The sequence below is a fragment of the Streptomyces sp. Y20 genome (genome assembly GCF_043195475.1).
In the GTDB taxonomy this organism is placed as follows: Bacteria; Actinomycetota; Actinomycetes; order Streptomycetales; family Streptomycetaceae; genus Streptomyces.
Genome location: NZ_JBIDDP010000002.1, coordinates 532937 through 551645 on the forward strand (window position 1 = coordinate 532937; position 18709 = coordinate 551645).

Genomic DNA, 18709 nt, shown 5'->3' on the forward strand with positions numbered 1-18709 from the left:
CGAAGGGCCCGCGCTCGGAGCCATTACCCGGTTCCCATGCGACTGACCGGCCCGCAACAGAAACACATCGGCGTAGCACCCGCGGCACCGCTGCGGGTGCTACGCCTCCGCTCAGGCTTCGTACGCAACAAGTAGGTAGGGCGACCGACCATGGGTGAATTCCAAGCTGACACGTCGATATCGACCGAGGCGATCGCCATCGTCGGTATGTCCTGCCGACTGCCGCATGCGGAGAACCCCGCACAACTGTGGCAGCTGCTGCGCGACGGCCGCAGTGCGATAGGCGCGCCCCCGGCAGGCCGCCCCGAACTGCCCTCTCGGCCGGGGGGCTATCTTGAGGACGTCAGCGGCTTTGACGCAGCCTTCTTCGGCATCAGTCCGCGTGAGGCGTCGTCGATGGACCCGCAGCAGCGGCTGATGCTCGAGCTCGCCTGGGAGGCGCTGGAGGACGCCAGGATCCTCCCGTCCGATCTCGCCGACAGCCGGACCGGTGTCTTCGTCGGCGTGATCGCCGACGACTACGCCGCCCTCACGCGTCAGCACGGGGTCGATGCAATCACCCGCCACACCCTGACCGGTCTCAACCGCGGCGTCGTCGCCAACCGGATCTCCTACACCCTGGGTCTGCACGGACCGAGCGCGGCCGTGGACACCGGCCAGTCCTCCTCGCTGGTCGCTGTGCACCTGGCGGCCGAGAGCCTGCGCCGCGGCGAGTCCGCCGTGGCCCTCGCCGGCGGTGTCAACCTCAATCTGGTGCCGGACAGCACCATCGGCGCGGAGCGGTTCGGCGCGCTTTCACCGGACGGCCTCAGCTTCACTTTCGACGCCAGGGCGAACGGATATGTACGCGGTGAGGGCGGCGCGTTCGTGGTGCTCAAGCCGCTGCACGCCGCCGTGGCGGACGGCGACCCGGTCTACTGCGTGCTGCACGGCAGCGCGATGAACAACGACGGGACGACCGAGGGTCTCACCGTGCCGAGTCCGGCCGGCCAGCAGGATGTCGTGCGGCAGGCGTACGAGCGTGCCAAGGTATCCGCGGAGCAGGTGCAGTACGTCGAACTGCACGGCACCGGTACCAAGGTGGGCGACCCCATCGAAGCGTCGGCTCTGGGCGCGGTGCTTGGTGACGGTCGTGTGGACGGAGCCGAGCTGCGGGTCGGATCGGTCAAGACCAACGTCGGACACCTTGAGGGTGCCGCCGGCATCGTCGGCCTGCTCAAAGCGGCGCTCTGCATCCGCAACCGCGAGCTTGTGCCGAGCCTGAACTTCGAAACCCCCAACCCGGACATTCCGTTCGACGAGTTGCAGCTCGCCGTGCAGCGAAGCCTGGAGGCATGGCCGCGGCCGGACGAGCCGCTCTACGCAGGTGTCAGCTCGTTCGGTATGGGCGGTACGAACTGCCACGTCGTGCTGTCGGACTGGCGTACCGAGCCGGCGGCGGAAGCGGAGTTGCCCGGCGCCGAGTCCGGCTCGGGCGCGGTGCCGTGGATCGTGTCGGGCAAGTCGGCCGAGGCGGTGGCCGGCCAGGCGGAGCGGCTGGCGTCGTTCTTGGAGGAGCGGCCGGAGCTGGACGCCGTGGCTGTGGGCCGTTCGCTCGCCATATCGCGTGCTCGTTTCGATCACCGTGCGGTGGTCGTGGGGGAGACTCGGGAGGAGCTTCTGGCGGGTGTCTGGGCGCTGGCCGAGGGTACGCCCGCGGCTGGTGTGGTGTCCGGTCGTGCGGTGACGGGCTTGGGCAAGACGGTGTTCGTGTTCCCGGGGCAGGGTTCGCAGTGGCGGGGTATGGCGTTGGAGCTTTTCGACTCCTCCCCGGTGTTCGCGGCTCGGTTGGTGGAGTGTGAGCGGGCGTTGGGGCCGTTCACGGACTGGTCGTTGTTGGATGTGTTGCGGGGTGTGGAGGGTGCGCCCGGTTTTGAGCGGGTGGATGTGGTGCAGCCCGCGTTGTGGGCGGTGATGGTGTCGTTGGCGGCGTTGTGGCGTTCGGTGGGGGTGGTGCCGGATGCGGTGATGGGTCATTCGCAGGGTGAGATCGCGGCGGCTGTGGTGTCGGGGGCGTTGTCGTTGGAGGACGCGGCGCGGGTTGTGGCGTTGCGTAGTCGGGCGATCGTGAGGTTGGCGGGTACGGGTGGGATGGTGTCGGTGGCGTTGCCGGCCGATGAGGTCCGGGCGCTGATCGTTCGCTGGGGCGGTGCCATCGACATCGCCGCACACAACGGCCCGGCGAGCACGGTGGTCTCCGGCGACCCGGAGGCCCTGGCCGAACTCGTCGCTCGAAGTGAGGCCGAGGGATACCGTGCCCGCTCCATCCCGGTCGACTACGCCTCCCACTCCGCCCACGTCGACCTGCTGGAGGAAGAGCTGCGGGAGGTGCTGGCCGACGTCACGCCGCGTACGGGCGACATCCGCTTCTTCTCCACCGTCACCGGGCAGCCGCTGAACGGCGAGGAGCTGGACGGCGGTTACTGGTTCCGCAACCTCCGTCGGACCGTCCAGCTGGAAGAGGCCACCCGGGCTCTGCTGGGCGACGGGCATCGCGTCTTCATCGAGGTCAGTGCCCACCCGGTGCTCGCCTCGGCCCTCAGCGACACGGCCGAAGAGGCCGGCGTCGGCGGCACTGTCGTCGTCGGATCGCTGCGGCGTGACGACGGTGGACAGGGTCGTTTCCTGGTCTCGGCCGCAGAGGCGCACGCGGGCGGCGTGGAGGTGGAGTGGGAGCGGTTCCTGCCGGGTTCGGGTCTGGTGGATCTGCCCACGTACGCCTTCCAGCGCGAGCCGTTCTGGCTGGAGGGTTCGGCGATCGGGCCGACCCAGGTCCGGACCGTCGCGGCGAGGCGGAGTGGTCCGAAGCGGTCCGCACCGCGCGGTGACGAGCTGGAGCTGGTGCGTGCGCACGTGGCGGCAGTGCTGGGCCACGGATCGGCGCGCGACGTCGACATCGACACGACCTTCAAGGACCTGGGCTTCGACTCCGTCTCGGCCGTCGAACTCCGGAACGCGCTGAACAGGGCCACCGGGCTCTTGCTGCCCTCCGGCCTCCTTTTCAACCACCCGACCCCGGCCGTACTCGCCGAACACCTCAGTGGTCAGCTGCACGGCCTGGACCAGGACCAGGATGCCGACGAGTACGAGGCCGCAGCCCTTGACGAGCCGATCGCGATCGTGGGCATGGCATGCCGGCTGCCGGGAGGGGTCGCCTCCGCAGAGGACCTGTGGCGTCTGGTCAGCGGCGAGGTCGATGCGGTCGGCGGATTCCCGACCAACCGGGGCTGGGATCTCGAATCGCTCTTCGCCCCCGATCAGGACAGCCCCGGCAAGACCTACGCCACCAACGGTGGCTTCCTGCACGAGGCGGACCGGTTCGACGCCGAGTTCTTCGGCATCAGCCCCCGCGAGGCCGCGGCCATGGAGCCCCAGCAACGGCTGCTCCTTGAGACGGCCTGGGAGGCCTTCGAGCAGGCCGGCATCGACCCCGCCACGCTGCGCGGCACCCGAACCGGTGTCTACGTGGGCGCGACGGCGCAGGAGTACGGGCCGCGGCTGCACGAACCGTCCGGCGGATACGACGGCTACCTGCTGACGGGCAACACCGCCAGTGTGGCCTCGGGCCGGCTGGCCTACACCTTCGGCCTTGAGGGCCCGGCGGTAACGGTCGACACCGCCTGCTCGTCCTCGCTCGTCGCGCTCCACCTCGCCGCGCAGTCGCTGCGCCAGGGCGAGTCCTCCGTGGCCATCGCCGGCGGTGTGTCCGTCATGGCCACGCCCGGCATGTTCGTGGAGTTCGCCCGGCAGCGCGGGCTCTCGCCGGACGGGCGGTGCAAGGCGTTCTCCTCGTCGGCGGACGGTACGGGCTGGGCCGAGGGCGTGGGTCTGCTGGTGCTGGAGCGGCTGTCGGACGCGGAGCGCAACGGGCATCAGGTGCTCGCGGTGATCCGTGGTTCCGCCGTGAACCAGGACGGTGCGAGCAACGGTTTGACGGCCCCGAACGGGCCTTCGCAGGAGCGGGTCATCCGCGCCGCGTTGGCCAACGCCCGTCTGTCGGCGTCCGAGGTGGACGCGGTGGAGGCGCACGGCACGGGCACGAAGCTCGGTGACCCGATCGAGGCGCAGGCACTGCTGGCCACCTACGGACAGGACCGCGAAGAGCCGCTTCGGCTCGGCTCGCTGAAGTCCAACATCGGTCACACGCAGGCCGCGGCGGGTGTCGCGGGCGTCATCAAGATGGTCATGGCCATGCGCCACGGGGCTCTCCCGGCGACGCTGCACGTGGACGAGCCGACCTCACACGTCGATTGGTCGGGCGGCGCGGTGGAGCTGCTGACGCGGACCCAGGAGTGGCCGGAGTCCGGCCGTCCGCGCCGGGCGGGCATCTCGTCCTTCGGCATCAGCGGTACCAACGCACACCTCATCATCGAGCAGGTCACGCAGAGCGAAGCGCCCGTGGCGGAGCGGCCGGTGCCGGGTCCGGTGCCGTGGGTGGTGTCGGGCAAGTCGGAGGCTGCTCTGTCGGAGCAGGCGGATCGGCTGGTGTCGTTCCTGGAGGAGCGCCCGGAGCTGGACGCCGTGGCTGTGGGCCGTTCGCTGGCCGCGTCGCGCGCTCGCTTCGATCACCGTGCGGTGGTCGTGGGGGAGACCCGCGAGGAACTCCTGGACGCTCTGCGCGCGCTGACCGGGGGCGAGGCGGTCTCGGCGGGTTCGGTCGCATTCCTGTTCTCCGGGCAGGGTAGTCAGCGTGTCGGTATGGGCCGTGAGCTGTATGCGGCGGAGCCGGCGTTCGCGGCCGCGTTCGACGAGGTCGTCGGGGCGTTGGACGTCCACTTGGACCGTCCGCTCGCCGCGGTGATCGAGGGCGAGCCGGAACTGCTTCAGCGAACGGCGTTCACCCAGCCGGCGTTGTTCGCGGTCGAGGTGGCCCTGTTCCGTCTGCTGTCCCACTACGGGGTGGCCCCGGACTACCTGGTGGGTCATTCGGTGGGCGAGCTGGCGGCGGCCCATGTGGCGGGTGTGCTGTCGCTCGCGGACGCCGCACGTCTGGTGTGTGCGCGGGCGCGTCTGATGGAGGGTGTCGGCGAGGGCGGGGCGATGGTTGCCCTGAACGCGGCTGAAGCACGCGTCGCTGGATGGCTCGAGGGGCGTCGCGGTGTGGACGTGGCCGGGTTCAACAGCCCGGCGAGCACCGTGATCTCGGGTGATGAGACGGCAGTGCTCGAAGTCGCGGAGCTGGCTCGCGGGGAGGGTGTGAAGGCGACGCGGCTGAGGGTGAGCCATGCTTTCCACTCCGCGCACCTGGACGGCATGCTGGCGGAACTCACCGAGGTCGCCCGGACCCTGACCCATTCGGCTCCCCGGATCCCGGTTGTTTCGAATGTCACCGGTGAGGTGGTCGAGGAGTTCACCGCCGAGTACTGGGCCGTTCAGGCCCGTTCGGCGGTCCGTTTCGCCGACGGTATCGCCACGCTGGCCGGTCTGGGTGTGACGGCTTTCGTGGAGCTGGGTCCCGACGGGACGCTCGCGGGGCTCACGGGCGAGTGCCTGGCCGACACCGAGGGCATCGTCGTGGTTCCGGTGCTGCGCAAGGACCGTGCCGAGAAGCGCTCGCTCCTCACCGCCCTGGGCGTTGTGCACACACATGGCGTGGATGTGGACTGGGAGGGGTTCCTGCCGGGTTCCGGTGTGGTGGAGCTGCCGACGTACGCGTTCCAGCGTGAGCGCTTCTGGTTGGACGCGCCGCGTTCCGGCGATGCGGCGGGCCTGGGTCTGACGGCTGTGGACCATCCGTTGTTGGCCGCGGTGATCGCGGAGCCTGACGGCGATGCGGTGCAGTTCTCGGCTTCGGTGTCGTTGTCTTCCCATCCGTGGCTGGCTGATCACACGATCGGTGGGACCGTGCTGGTTCCGGGGACGGCGTTCCTGGAGCTCGCGAGCGCCGCGGCCGAGCAGTTGGGGTGCACAACCGTCGAGGAACTCACCCTCCAGACACCCCTCGTCCTCTCGGAGCAGACGGGCGCCCAGCTGCGGCTGACCGTCGACCGGACCGACGCGCGCGACGAGCGTCAGTTCACCGTGTACTCGCGGACCGGCGAAGAGCCGTGGACCGCCCACGCGACCGGTCTGCTCACCTCCACCGTCCCCTCGCCAGGCGTTTCCCTGGACCAGTGGCCCCCGGCCGAAGGCACCCCCATCCCGCTGGACGGCGTCTACGACCGCCTCGAGGACGTGGGTTACGGCTACGGGCCGGCCTTCCACGGCCTGCGAGCCGCCTGGCGCGCAGGCGACGACCTCTTCGCCGAGGTCGCCCTGCCCGACCAGCTCCACAGTGAAGCCGCGCGCTTCGGCGTGCACCCCGCCGTCCTCGACGCGGTTCTGCACCCGCTCGTGCTCGTGCTGGAGGACGCGGCCTCGGCGCAGGACGACAGCACGATCCGTCTGCCGTTCTCGTTCTCGGGCTTCGTGCTGCACGCGGTCGGTGCCACGGTGCTGCGCGTCCGCTGGACCCGTACCGGCCAGGACACTGCCCGTCTCGCTCTCGCCGACGGCGCCGGCGCTCCGGTGGCGGCGATCGAGTCGGTCGCCCTGCGACCGATCGCCCGCGATCAGCTCGCCGTCGCCCGCCCGGGCGTGGAGTCCCTGTACCGGGTGGCCTGGGAGGCCGTCCCGGCGGCCGAGCCGGTCGCCGACCGGCGGTGGGTCCGACTGGGCGAGGCGCCCTACGACGACCTCGCCGCGCTCAGGGCCGCGGTCGACGACGGACATGCCGTACCGGAGTTCGTGGTGATCGGCGAGCAGGAGCTCGTCGTCGGCACCACCGGTGAGGTACTCGACCGGACTCACGCCACGGCGGCGCGCGGGCTGGAGGCAGTGCGCGAGTGGCTGGCCGCCCCGCAGTTCGCGGAGAGCCGGCTCGTGCTCGTCGTGCCCGACGGGGCGCTGCACACGGCCCCGCTCGTGGGCCTGATCCGCACCGCGCAGACCGAGCAGCCCGACCGACTGGTCCTCGCCCACGTGGACGAGGCCGGTCCGCGGTTGCTGCCTGCCGTGCTGGCTTCAGGCGAGCCCGAGGTGGCGGTGCGGGGCGACGAGTTGTTCGTGCCGCGTCTGACGCGGGCCGCGGGTGTCGTGGCGGGTGCGGTGGAGGGTCTGGATCCGGAGGGTACGGTCCTGGTGACCGGTGCTCTGGGGACGCTGGGCCGTCTGGTGGCGCGTCGGCTGGTGACGCATCACGGTGCGCGGCACCTGCTGTTGGTGTCGCGTCGTGGTGGTGACACCCCGGGGGCCGCCGAGTTCGTGGCCGAGCTGGCGGCGTTGGGTGCGCGGGCCTGGACCGCGGCGTGCGACGTGTCGGACTTCGACGCGCTCGCGGGTCTCTTGGACGAGGTCGCGATCGAGCGTCCGCTGACCGCCGTGGTGCATACGGCGGGTGTCCTGGACGATGCGACGGTGGCGTCGCTGTCGGCCGGTCAGCTGGAGCGGGTGATGCGTCCGAAGGTGGACGCGGCCTGGAACCTCCACCGCCTCACCGAGGCCCACGGCCTCGCCTCGTTCGTCATGTTCTCGTCCATCGCCGGTCTCATCGGCAACGCAGGCCAGGCCAACTACGCGGCCGCGAACACCTTCCTCGACGCCCTCGCGCAGCACCGCCGCGCCCGGAACCTGCCCGCCACCTCCCTCGCGTGGAGCCTGTGGGACAGCGCCGACGGCATGGCCGGAACCCTCGCCGACGCCGACGTCGCGCGGTGGAAGCGAAGCGGAATCGTCCCGCTGTCCCCGGAACTGGGTCTCGATCTGTTCGACGCGGCGCTCGCCTCGGCGGAGCCGCTGCTGGTCCCCGCCGAACTCGACCTCGGCGCCCTGCGGGCCCGGGCCGAGCAGGACGCGCTCCCCGAGTTGTTCACCGGCCTGGTCCGCGGCCGCCGCCGGCAGGCGGCCGGCGTCGACTCGTCGTGGGTCGAGCGGCTGAGCGCGCTGTCGGCCCACGAGCGGGCGCAGGCCGCGCTCCAGACCGTACGGGAGACCGTGGGGGTGGTTCTCGGCCACGGGGCCAACGCCGGCATCGACGCGGCCAAGGCCTTCGGGGACATCGGCTTCGACTCCCTCACGGCTGTCGAATTGCGCAACCGGCTCAACGCGGTGACCGGTCTGCGACTGCCCACCACCCTCGTGTTCGACCATCCGTCGCCCCAGGCGGTAGCGGACTTCCTGCTGGACCGGCTCGACGCGACCGGAACGGCCGTCGTGCCGTCGGTGATCGCCCACGCCCCGGGACTGGACGAGCCGATCGCCGTGATCGGTATGGGTTGCCGCTATCCGGGCGGGGTCTCCTCGCCGGAGGACCTGTGGCGGCTCGTGGCGGAGGGCCGTGACGCGATCGACGAGTTCCCGTCCGACCGCGGCTGGGACGTGGAAGGCCTCTTCGACCCGGACCCCGAGAAGATCGGCAAGTCGTACACGCGCAGGGGCGGATTCCTCTACGAGGCAGCCGAGTTCGATGCCGAGTTCTTCGGTCTGAGTCCGCGTGAGGCGATCGCCACCGACCCGCAGCAGCGTGTGCTGCTGGAGGTCGCGTGGGAGGCGCTGGAGCGTGCGGGCGTCGACCCCGCCTCGCTGCGCGGTTCCTCGACCGGTGTCTATGCGGGTGTGATGTACAACGACTACGGGTCGCGCCTTGGACGTGCTCCGGAGGGCTTCGAGGGGCATTTGCTGACGGGCACGATCGGGAGTGTCCTGTCGGGCCGGGTGGCTTACACATTCGGCTTCGAGGGGCCGGCGGTGACGCTGGACACGGCGTGTTCCTCGTCGCTGGTAGCGGTGCACCTGGCCGCGCAGGCGCTGCGCCAGGGCGAGTGCTCGATGGCACTGGCCGGCGGTGTCACCGTGATGTCCATGCCGACGACCTTTGTCGAGTTCTCGCGGCAACGTGGTCTGTCGCCGGACGGGACCTGCAAGTCGTTCGCGGCTACGGCGGACGGTACGGGTTGGGCCGAGGGCGCGGGCATGCTGGTGCTTGAGCGTCTGTCGGACGCTCAGCGGCTCGGGCACGACATCCTGGGTGTGATCCGGGGTTCCGCGGTCAACCAGGACGGTGCGAGCAACGGCCTCACCGCCCCCAACGGGCCCTCGCAGGAACGCGTCATCCGCCAGGCCCTCGCCAACGCCCGACTCGCTCCGCACGAGGTGGACGCGGTCGAGGCGCACGGCACCGGCACCCGGCTCGGTGACCCGATCGAGGCCAACGCACTCCTTGCCACCTACGGCCAGGACCGCGAAGAGCCGCTGCGGCTGGGATCGATCAAGTCGAACATCGGTCACACGCAGGCTGCCGCGGGTGTCGCGGGCATCATCAAGATGCTGATGGCGATGCGCAACGGAGAGCTTCCGGCAACGCTGCACGTGACCGAGCCGACACCGCACGTCGACTGGTCGACGGGTGCGGTGGAGCTGGTCACCGAGCGCAGGGCGTGGCCGCGGGTGGCGCGTGCGCGCCGCGCGGCCGTGTCCTCGTTCGGCATCAGCGGTACGAACGCGCATGTGGTCCTGGAACAGGGCCCGGAGCCGGTCGTGGCCGGTGAGCCGGTGGTGGCGGGGCTTCCGCTGGTGGTCTCGGCCAAGAGCGAGGCGGCACTGGCGGCGCGTGCCGGCCAGGTGCGTGAGCTGCTGGCCTCGGAGGCCGTCCAGCCGGCGCGGCTGGCTTCGGCCCTGGCGACCCGGGTCCCGCACCTTCCTTTCCGGGCGGCGGTGTCGGGCGCCGACCGGGATGAACTGTTGGCGGGCCTCGATGCGCTGACCTCGGGGGGATCCGCGGCGAACCTGACGCAGGGCGCGGTGACGGGCTTGGGCAAGACGGTGTTCGTGTTCCCGGGGCAGGGTTCGCAGTGGCGGGGTATGGCGTTGGAGCTTTTCGACTCCTCCCCGGTGTTCGCGGCTCGGTTGGTGGAGTGTGAGCGGGCGTTGGGGCCGTTCACGGACTGGTCGTTGTTGGATGTGTTGCGGGGTGTGGAGGGTGCGCCCGGTTTTGAGCGGGTGGATGTGGTGCAGCCCGCGTTGTGGGCGGTGATGGTGTCGTTGGCGGCGTTGTGGCGTTCGGTGGGGGTGGTGCCGGATGCGGTGATGGGTCATTCGCAGGGTGAGATCGCGGCGGCTGTGGTGTCGGGGGCGTTGTCGTTGGAGGACGCGGCGCGGGTTGTGGCGTTGCGTAGTCGGGCGATCGTGAGGTTGGCGGGTACGGGTGGGATGGTGTCGGTGGCGTTGCCGGCCGATGAGGTCCGGGCGCTGATCGTTCGCTGGGGCGGTGCCATCGACATCGCCGCACACAACGGCCCGCGTTCCGTGGTGGTCGCCGGAGAGGTGACCGCTCTGGAGGAGATGGTCGCCCACTGCAAGGACAACAGGGTGCGCGCCAAGCGCATCCCGGTCGACTACGCCTCCCACTCCGCCCACGTCGACAGTCTGCGGGACGAGCTCCTCGACGCCCTGTCCTCGCTCACACCGCGCGCCGTCACGGTGCCCTTCCTCTCCACGGTCACCGGGCAGCCGCTCGACGGTACGGAGCTTGACGGCTCGTACTGGTTCCGCAACCTCCGCCGGACCGTCCAGCTGGAAGAGGCCACCCGGACCCTGCTCGACCAGGGGCACCGCGTCTTCATCGAGGCCAGCGCCCACCCGGTGCTGACCGTCGCGCTCCAGGAGACGATCGACGACACGGCGTACGACAGCGCCGTCACCGTGCCCTCGCTGCACCGTGACGAGGGTGGACTCGACGACTTCCTCACCTCCGCTGCGCAGGCCCACGTCTTCGGCGCCCCGCTCGACTGGGCTGCCGTGGTCGGCGGACCCGGCGCGGTCGTAGACCTGCCGACCTACCCCTTCCAGCGCCGGCGCCACTGGCTGGAGGGCCCGGCGCAGGCCGGGGACGCGAACGGGCTCGGCATGGCCGCCGAACGGCACCCGCTCATCGGCGCCGCGCTGTGGACGGCCGACGAGGACAAGCTGGTCCTGAGCGGCAGGATCGGACTGAACACGCAGCCGTGGCTGGCGGACCACGCCGTGGCCGGCACCGTGCTGCTCCCCGGTACCGCCTTCGTGGACGTCGCCGTCCGGGCGGGTGACCACACCGGCCTCGACCAACTCGACGAGCTGACCCTCCAGGCACCGCTGGTGCTGGCCGGCCGCGGCGGAGTACAGCTCCAAGTCGTGGTCGACGCCCCGGACGAGGAGGGCCGACGCGCGCTGTCGGTCCACTCCCGCCCGGAGCCCGAGTCCGACGACGCCGCGACCCACCCGTGGACTCTGCACGCCACCGGCGTCCTGGGTCACGCGGAAGGAGGCGCGGACACAACCGCCGGCACCGCCTGGCCCCCGGCCGGCGCCGAGCCGGTCGACCTGACGGCGGCGTACGACACGCTCGCCGAGCGGGGCTTCCAGTACGGACCCACCTTCCAGGGCCTGCGGGCGCTGTGGCGCACCGGCCAGGAGATGTTCGCCGAGGTCGCACTCCCGAAGGACGTCCCCCCGGGCGAGTTCGGGATCCACCCGGCCCTCCTCGACGCCGCCCTGCACCCGCTGGCGCTCGCGGAGGACGGCCGCCTGATGCTGCCGTTCGCCTGGACCGGCGTTCGGCTGCACGCGGTGAAAGCCGGCGTGCTGCGCGTACGGATCACCCCGGGGGGCTCGGGGGCCGCCCTGACCCTCGCCGACGCCGCCGGTGCGCCGATCGCGTCGGTGAAGACGCTCGGCCTGCGGGCCGTGGACCCCGCGCAGCTGGCCGGTTCGGGCACCCCCCGCCAGCCGCTGCTCCAAGTGGAGTGGACGACCGCCCCGGAGGCCGCCCCGGCCGCCGGATGGGCCGTCCTCGACGAGTCCGGCCACGGTCTGCCCGCCCCCCTGGGCAGCTACTCGGATCTCGCCGGCATCGTCGGAACCCCGTCGCTCGTCGTCGTTCCCTTCCCCGGCGAGGACGGCCCCGGCGCCGTGGCACACCGGGCCCTGCGGCTGGCCCAGGAGTGGCTCGCCGAGGAGCGGTTCGCCGACTCGCGCCTGGTCTTCGTGACCCGTGACGCGACCACCGCCCGCACGGAGGCCGGACTGGCCTCGGCTCCCGTCTGGGGGCTGGTGCGTACCGCCATGGCCGAGAACCCAGACCGGTTCGGCCTGCTCGACCTGACGGATTGGGACGTCTCCACGACCGCGCTCGGCCGCGCGCTGGCCGTACCGGAAGCGCAGGTGAGCCTGCGGGAGGGGGCGCTGCTCGTACCGCGACTGGTCAAGTCGCCGCCGACGGACGACACCGTGCCCGCCCTCGACCCCCAGGGCACCGTTCTCATCACGGGCGCCACCGGCACCCTGGGCCGGCTGTTCGCCCGCCACCTCGTCGCCGAACACGGCGTACGACACCTGCTGCTGGCCAGCCGCCGCGGCCGGGACGCGGCGGGCATGCTGGAGCTGGAGGCCGAACTCACGGCCCACGGAAGCGACGTGTCCGTGGTCGCCTGTGACACGGCCGACCGCACGGCGGTCGCCGCGATGCTGGACGCGATCCCCTCGGAGCACCCGCTCACCGCGGTCCTGCACACCGCCGGCGTCCTCGACGACGGCACGCTGCACGCCCTCACGGCCGAGCAGCTCGACACCGTACTGCGCCCCAAGGTCGATGCCGCCCGGCACCTGCACGAGCTGACGGCCGGCCTGGAACTGGACGCGTTCGTCCTGTTCTCCTCGCTGGCCGGTACGGTCGGCACCGCGGGACAGGCCAACTACGCCGCGGCCAATACCTATCTGGACGCCCTCGCGCACCACCGCCGGGCCCTGGGTCTGCCCGGAACGTCACTGGCCTGGGGCCTGTGGGCCGAGGGCAGCGGGATGACCGGTCACCTGACCGACGCCGACCTCGCCCGCATGTCCCGGGGCGGCATCGCCCCCATCGGCAGCGAGCAGGGGCTGGCGCTGTTCGACGCGGCCCTCGCGACCCGTCGGCCCGTGCTCGTTCCGGCGCTGCTGGACTACACCGGACTGCGGGCACAGCGCGCGGACGGCACCCTGCCCGCACTCTTCCACGGCCTGGTGCGCCCGGCGCGGCGCACCGCCGTCGGCGAACAGGCGGGCGCGAACTCCCTCCAGGAACGCCTGGCACCGCTGGCCCCCCAGGACCAGCAGCGCGCGCTGCTGGAACTGGTCCGTGGCGTGGTGGCCTCCGTACTGGGGCACACCGACGCCGCCCAGGTCGCGCCCGACCGTGCCTTCAGCGAGCTGGGCTTCGACTCGCTCAAGGCAGTGGAACTGCGCAACCGGCTGAACGCGGCCGCCGGTCTGAAGCTGTCGGCGACGGTGGTGTTCGACTACCCCAACACGGTCGAGCTGGCCGGCCTCCTGCGGACCGAACTGCTCGGCTCGGCCGCCGAGACGGCCGTGGCCGAACCGGTCGTCGGCGCCTCCGACGAGCCGATCGCGATCGTGGCGATGGCCTGCCGCTACCCGGGCGAGGTCAGCTCCCCGGAGCAGCTGTGGGAGCTGCTGTCCGACGAGCGGGACGCCATCGGCCCGTTCCCGGACGACCGCGGCTGGGACCTGGACGGCCTGTACGACACGGACCCCGACCACATGGGCACCTCGTACACCCGGCACGGCGGATTTCTCTACGAGGCTCCCCAGTTCGACCCCGATCTCTTCGGCGTGAGCGCACGGGAGGCCACCGCCATCGATCCGCAGCAGCGCCTGCTGCTGGAAATCTGCTGGGAGGCCTTCGAGCGCGCGGGCATCGACCCGACCTCTCTCAAGGGCAGCCAGACCGGTGTGTTCGCCGGTGTCATGGCCAACGACTACGCGGCACGCCTGAAGGACGCCCCCGACGCCCTGGAGGGCTACCTGGCGGTCGGCAGCACGGTCAGTGTCGCTTCCGGCCGCGTCGCCTACACCTTCGGCCTGCAGGGACCGGCCATCACCGTCGACACCGCCTGCTCCTCCTCGCTCGTCGCGCTCCACCTCGCCGCCCAGGCGCTGCGGAACGGCGAATGCGGACTGGCCCTGGCCGGCGGTGTGACCGTGCTGGCCGCCCCCACCTTGTTCGTCGAGTTCAGCCGGCAGCGCGGCCTGGCACCCGACGGCCGGTGCAAGTCCTTCTCCGCGCAGGCGGACGGGGCGGCCTGGGCCGAAGGCGCCGGAATCCTCCTGCTGGAGCGGCTTTCCGACGCCCGGCGCAACGGCCGTCGCATCCTCGGCGTGATCCGCGGAACCGCCGTCAACCAGGATGGTGCGAGCAACGGCCTCACCGCCCCCAACGGCCCCGCCCAGGAGCGGGTGATCCGCCAGGCCCTGACCAACGCGGGCCTGGCCGCCGCGGACGTCGACGCGCTGGAGGCCCACGGCACCGGCACCACGCTGGGCGACCCCATCGAGGCCCGGGCCGTACTCGCCACCTACGGGCAGGAGCGTCCGTCGCCCCTCCTGATGGGCTCCCTGAAGTCCAACATCGGACACTCCCAGGCCGCCGCCGGTGTGGCCGGTGTCATCAAGATGGTCATGGCGATGCAGCATGGGGTGCTCCCCAAGAGCCTTCACATCGACGAGCCCACCCCGCAGGTGGACTGGTCCGCGGGCGAGGTGGAACTGCTCACCGAGGCGGTGGCGTGGCCCGAGTCCGGGCGGCCGCGTCGGGCAGGCGTGTCCTCCTTCGGCATCAGCGGTACCAACGCCCACGTCATCGTGGAGCAGCTGCCGACCGAGGGGACGGTCCCGCCGGCCGAGCCGATGCCGGTCGTGCCGCTGTTGCTGTCCGCGCACAACGACGCGGCCCTGCTGGCGCAGGCCGACCAGGTGGGCGCGGCCATCGCCGACACCGGGCAGCATGACCTGACATCGATGGGCCGGACCCTGGCCGTCGGACGGGCCGGACTGCCGCACCGCGCCGTGGTGGTGGCCTCCAACGCCACCGAAGCGGCCGACGGATTCGCGGATTTGACCGTGCGGGGCACACCCGTGAACGGCCGTACGGCTTTCCTCTTCACTGGTCAGGGCAGCCAGCGACTCGGCATGGGCCGGGAGCTGTACACCGCCTACCCCGCCTACGCCGAGGCCCTGGACGCCGTGTGCGAAGAGCTCGACCAGTGGCTGGAAGCACCGCTGCTCGACGTCCTCTTCGGTGACGACCCGGCGCCACTGGACCGGACCGGCTTCACGCAGGCCGCCCTGTTCGCGACCGAGGTCGCGCTCTTCCGGCTCCTGGAGGGCTGGGGCGTACGGCCGGACTTCCTCACCGGCCACTCCATCGGTGAGCTGGCCGCCGCGCACGTCGCCGGCGTCCTGTCGCTGGCGGACGCGGCGGAGCTCGTCGCGGCTCGCGGCCGGCTGATGCAGGCACTGCCCCGCGGCGGCGCGATGCTCGCCGTGCAGGCCGAGGAGCAGGAGGTGCTGCCGCTGCTCGCCGGGCGGGAGGACCTGTTGGACATCGCCGCCGTCAACGGCCCCGACTCCGTGGTGCTCTCGGGCGACGCGGAAGCCGTCGAGGCCGTCGGAGCCGAACTCTTCGCCCGGGGACACCGGACGAAGCGACTGCGCGTCAGCCACGCCTTCCACTCCCCGCACATGGACGCGATGCTGGACGAGTTCCAAACGGTCGCGAAGGGGCTCACGTTCACCGCGCCCACCATCCCGATCGTCTCCACCCTGACCGGGCAGCCGGTCGGCGCCGAGGAACTGACCACGCCCGAGTACTGGGTCCGGCACGTGCGCCGTCCCGTGCGCTTCCTGGACGCGGCACGCGCCCTGGAGGCCGAAGGCGTAAGGACCTTCCTGGAGCTCGGCCCGGACGGTGTGCTCAGCGCGATGGGGCAGGGCTTCCTCGACGCGGGATCGCTCCTGGTCCCGATGCTGCGCGGCGGGCGCCACGAGCCGCACACCGCGGTCACCGCCGTGGCCCATGCCCACGTACGGGGCGTGCCGGTGGACTGGCGCGCACTGTTCGGGGAGAACGCCGGACCGGCCGCGGAGCTGCCGACCTACCCCTTCCAACGCCGGCGCTACTGGCTCTCCGCCGGGACCGGCGGTGACGTCGCCTCGGCCGGACTCGACTCCGCACGGCACCCGTTGCTCGGGGCCGCGGTTCCGCTCGCCGACTCCGACGGAGTCCTGTTCACCGGCCGGATCTCGGCGCGCAGCCACCCCTGGTTCGCCGACCACGCCGTCGCCGGCACCCTGCTGGTCCCGGGCACGGCCCTGGTGGAGCTCGCGCTCCACGCGGGCGCCGCACTCGGCTGCGAGCGCCTGGAGGAACTCGCCCTCCAGGCACCCCTGGTCCTTCCCGACGAGGGCGCGCTCCAGCTCCAGATCACCGTCGGCGACCCCGACGGGGACGGCCGCAGGCCCGTCGCCGTCCACTCGCGCGGGGACCGGGAGGGAGACGTCTGGAACCGGCACGCCTCCGGAACCGTGGGGAACGCCGTTCCCGGCGGCCCCGAACCCGACCTCGCGTCCTGGCCTCCGACCGGCGCCGAGCCCCAGCCGGTCGAGGACCTGTACGAGCGCCTAGCCGACCAGGGCTACGGCTACGGTCCCGCGTTCCAGGGCCTCCAGGCGGCATGGCGCTCGGGCGATGACCTCTACGCCGAGGTACGGCTGGACGTCGACCCCGATGGCTTCGCCCTGCACCCGGCACTGTTCGACGCCGCGCTGCACGCACTGCTCCTGGAGGAGTCGGCCGAACTACGGCTGCCGTTCTCCTTCGACGGCGTCCAGCTGACCGGGTCCCGGACCGACACCCTGCGGGTCAAGCTGTCACCCGGCCCGGACGGAACGGTCGCGGTCGGCATCGCCGACGGCACCGGTGCGCCGGTCGCCACCGTCGCATCGCTCGCCCTGCGGGCCCTGCCGGCGAAGACCGCGCTGACCCGCACTTTCGACCAGCACGTGTACGCGGTGGAGCGGGCCGCCGTGGAACTCCCCACCGGTGGTGACACGGCGATCGTGGTCCTGGGCGAGGCCGATTTCGGACTCGTCGCCGAACACCGTTCCGACCTCGCCGACCTGGCCGCCTCGACTTCGGACGGCGTTGTCGCACCCGACGTGGTCGTCCTTCCGGTACGCCCGGCCACCGCGCAGGAGACCGGCCGGGTCACGGGGGAGGTGCTGGCGGTCCTGCGGCAGTGGCTCGCCACCGACGCGCCGCCCGGAGCGCGGCTCGCCGTGGTCAGCACCGGGGAACTGGCGCACAGCGCACTCTCCGGGCTGATGCGGGCCGCCGCGTCGGAACACCCGGGACGTTTCCAGCACGTGATCACGGACGGCCTGCCGGCCGGCCGCGAGCTGCTGGCCTCGGCCCTGGCCGACCCCCGACCGCAGCTCGAACTGCACGAGGGACGGGCCTACGTGACCCGGCTCGCGAAGGTCCCGTATCCGGTCCGCACCCCGGACGTCAAGGACACGTTCGACCCGGGGCGCACGGTGCTGATCACCGGTGGCACAGGCGCACTCGGAGCCCAGGTCGCCCGGCACCTGGTGACCGGCCGCGGCGCCCGTCGCCTGTTGCTCGCCAGTCGGCGCGGCGGGGCGGAGGACCTGGTCGCCGAACTGACGGCGCTCGGCGCCGACGTACGGGTCGCGGCATGCGACGCGGCCGATCGCGACGCGCTGGCCGGGCTGCTCGCGTCGATCCCGGACGAGCACCCGCTCACCGCGGTCGTGCACGCGGCCGGAGTCGTCGAGGACGCCACGCTGGACGCGATCAGCCCGGAGAGCCTCTCCCGGGTTCTGCGGCCGAAGGTCGAAGCCGCGTGGAACCTGCACGAGCTGACCGCCGGACTGGAGCTGACGGACTTCGTCCTCTTCTCTTCCGTCGCCGGCCTGGTGGGCAACGCCGGACAGGCCAACTACGCCGCCGGCAACACCTTCCTGGACGCCCTCGCCGAACACCGCCGCTCCGAGGGCCTGCCCGCCGTGTCCCTCGCCTGGGGCATGTGGCAGGACGGCATGGCGAGCGACCTCGACCGTGCCGACCGGGCCAGGCTCGCGCGCAACGGGATCCTGCCGATGCCGACCGACCGGGCACTCGCGGCCCTCGACGCGGCCCTGGCCGGAGCCACACAGGCCGGCGAGGCGGGAGCCCGACCCGTGCTCGCGCCGGTGGCACTCGACCTCGCGGTACTGCGGAGCCTCGGTGACGCACTGCCCGAGCTGTACCGGGGCCTGGTGCGCACCGAGCGCCGGGCCGGCCGGCGCACCTCCGCTCCGGCGGAGATCCCGCTGGCGCAGCGGCTCGCGGGCCTGGACGTGGCGGAGCAGCAGCAACTGCTGCTCGACCTCGTCAGAGAACAGGTCGGCGTCGTCCTGGCCCACCCGGCCCCGCGGACGATCGACGTCGAGCGCGGCCTGCTGGACCTGGGTTTCGACTCCCTCACCGCGGTCGAACTGCGCAACAGGCTGAACACCATCGGCGAACTGCGGTTGCCCAGCACGCTCGTCTTCGACCACCCGACCACCCGAGCCATCGCCGAGTACCTCCGGGGCGTGCTGGTCGGCGAAGCGGCGGACCCGGTCCAGGCAGCCTTGGACGCACTCGAGGCCGCCCTCTCGGCCGCCGGCCCGTCCGACGGCGACGGACCGGCGGGCACGTACGCGGCGCGACTGCGCGGCCTGCTCCGGACGGTGGACGGCGGCTCCGACGGCGCCGATCTCGATCTGGCAACCGACGACGAACTCTTCGCGGCACTTGACAACGAACTCGGCAGGTAGA

General features: G+C 72.0%; 1 protein-coding gene. It reads left to right on the plus strand.

All coding sequences use genetic code 11. From position 1 onward, the window contains the following. The first annotated feature begins 150 nt into the window (after positions 1–150). Complete coding sequence (locus tag ACGFT1_RS07415) at positions 151–18708, plus strand: SDR family NAD(P)-dependent oxidoreductase (protein ID WP_373908068.1); 18558 nt, start codon at positions 151–153, stop codon at positions 18706–18708. The last annotated feature ends 1 nt before the right edge of the window (position 18709 follow it).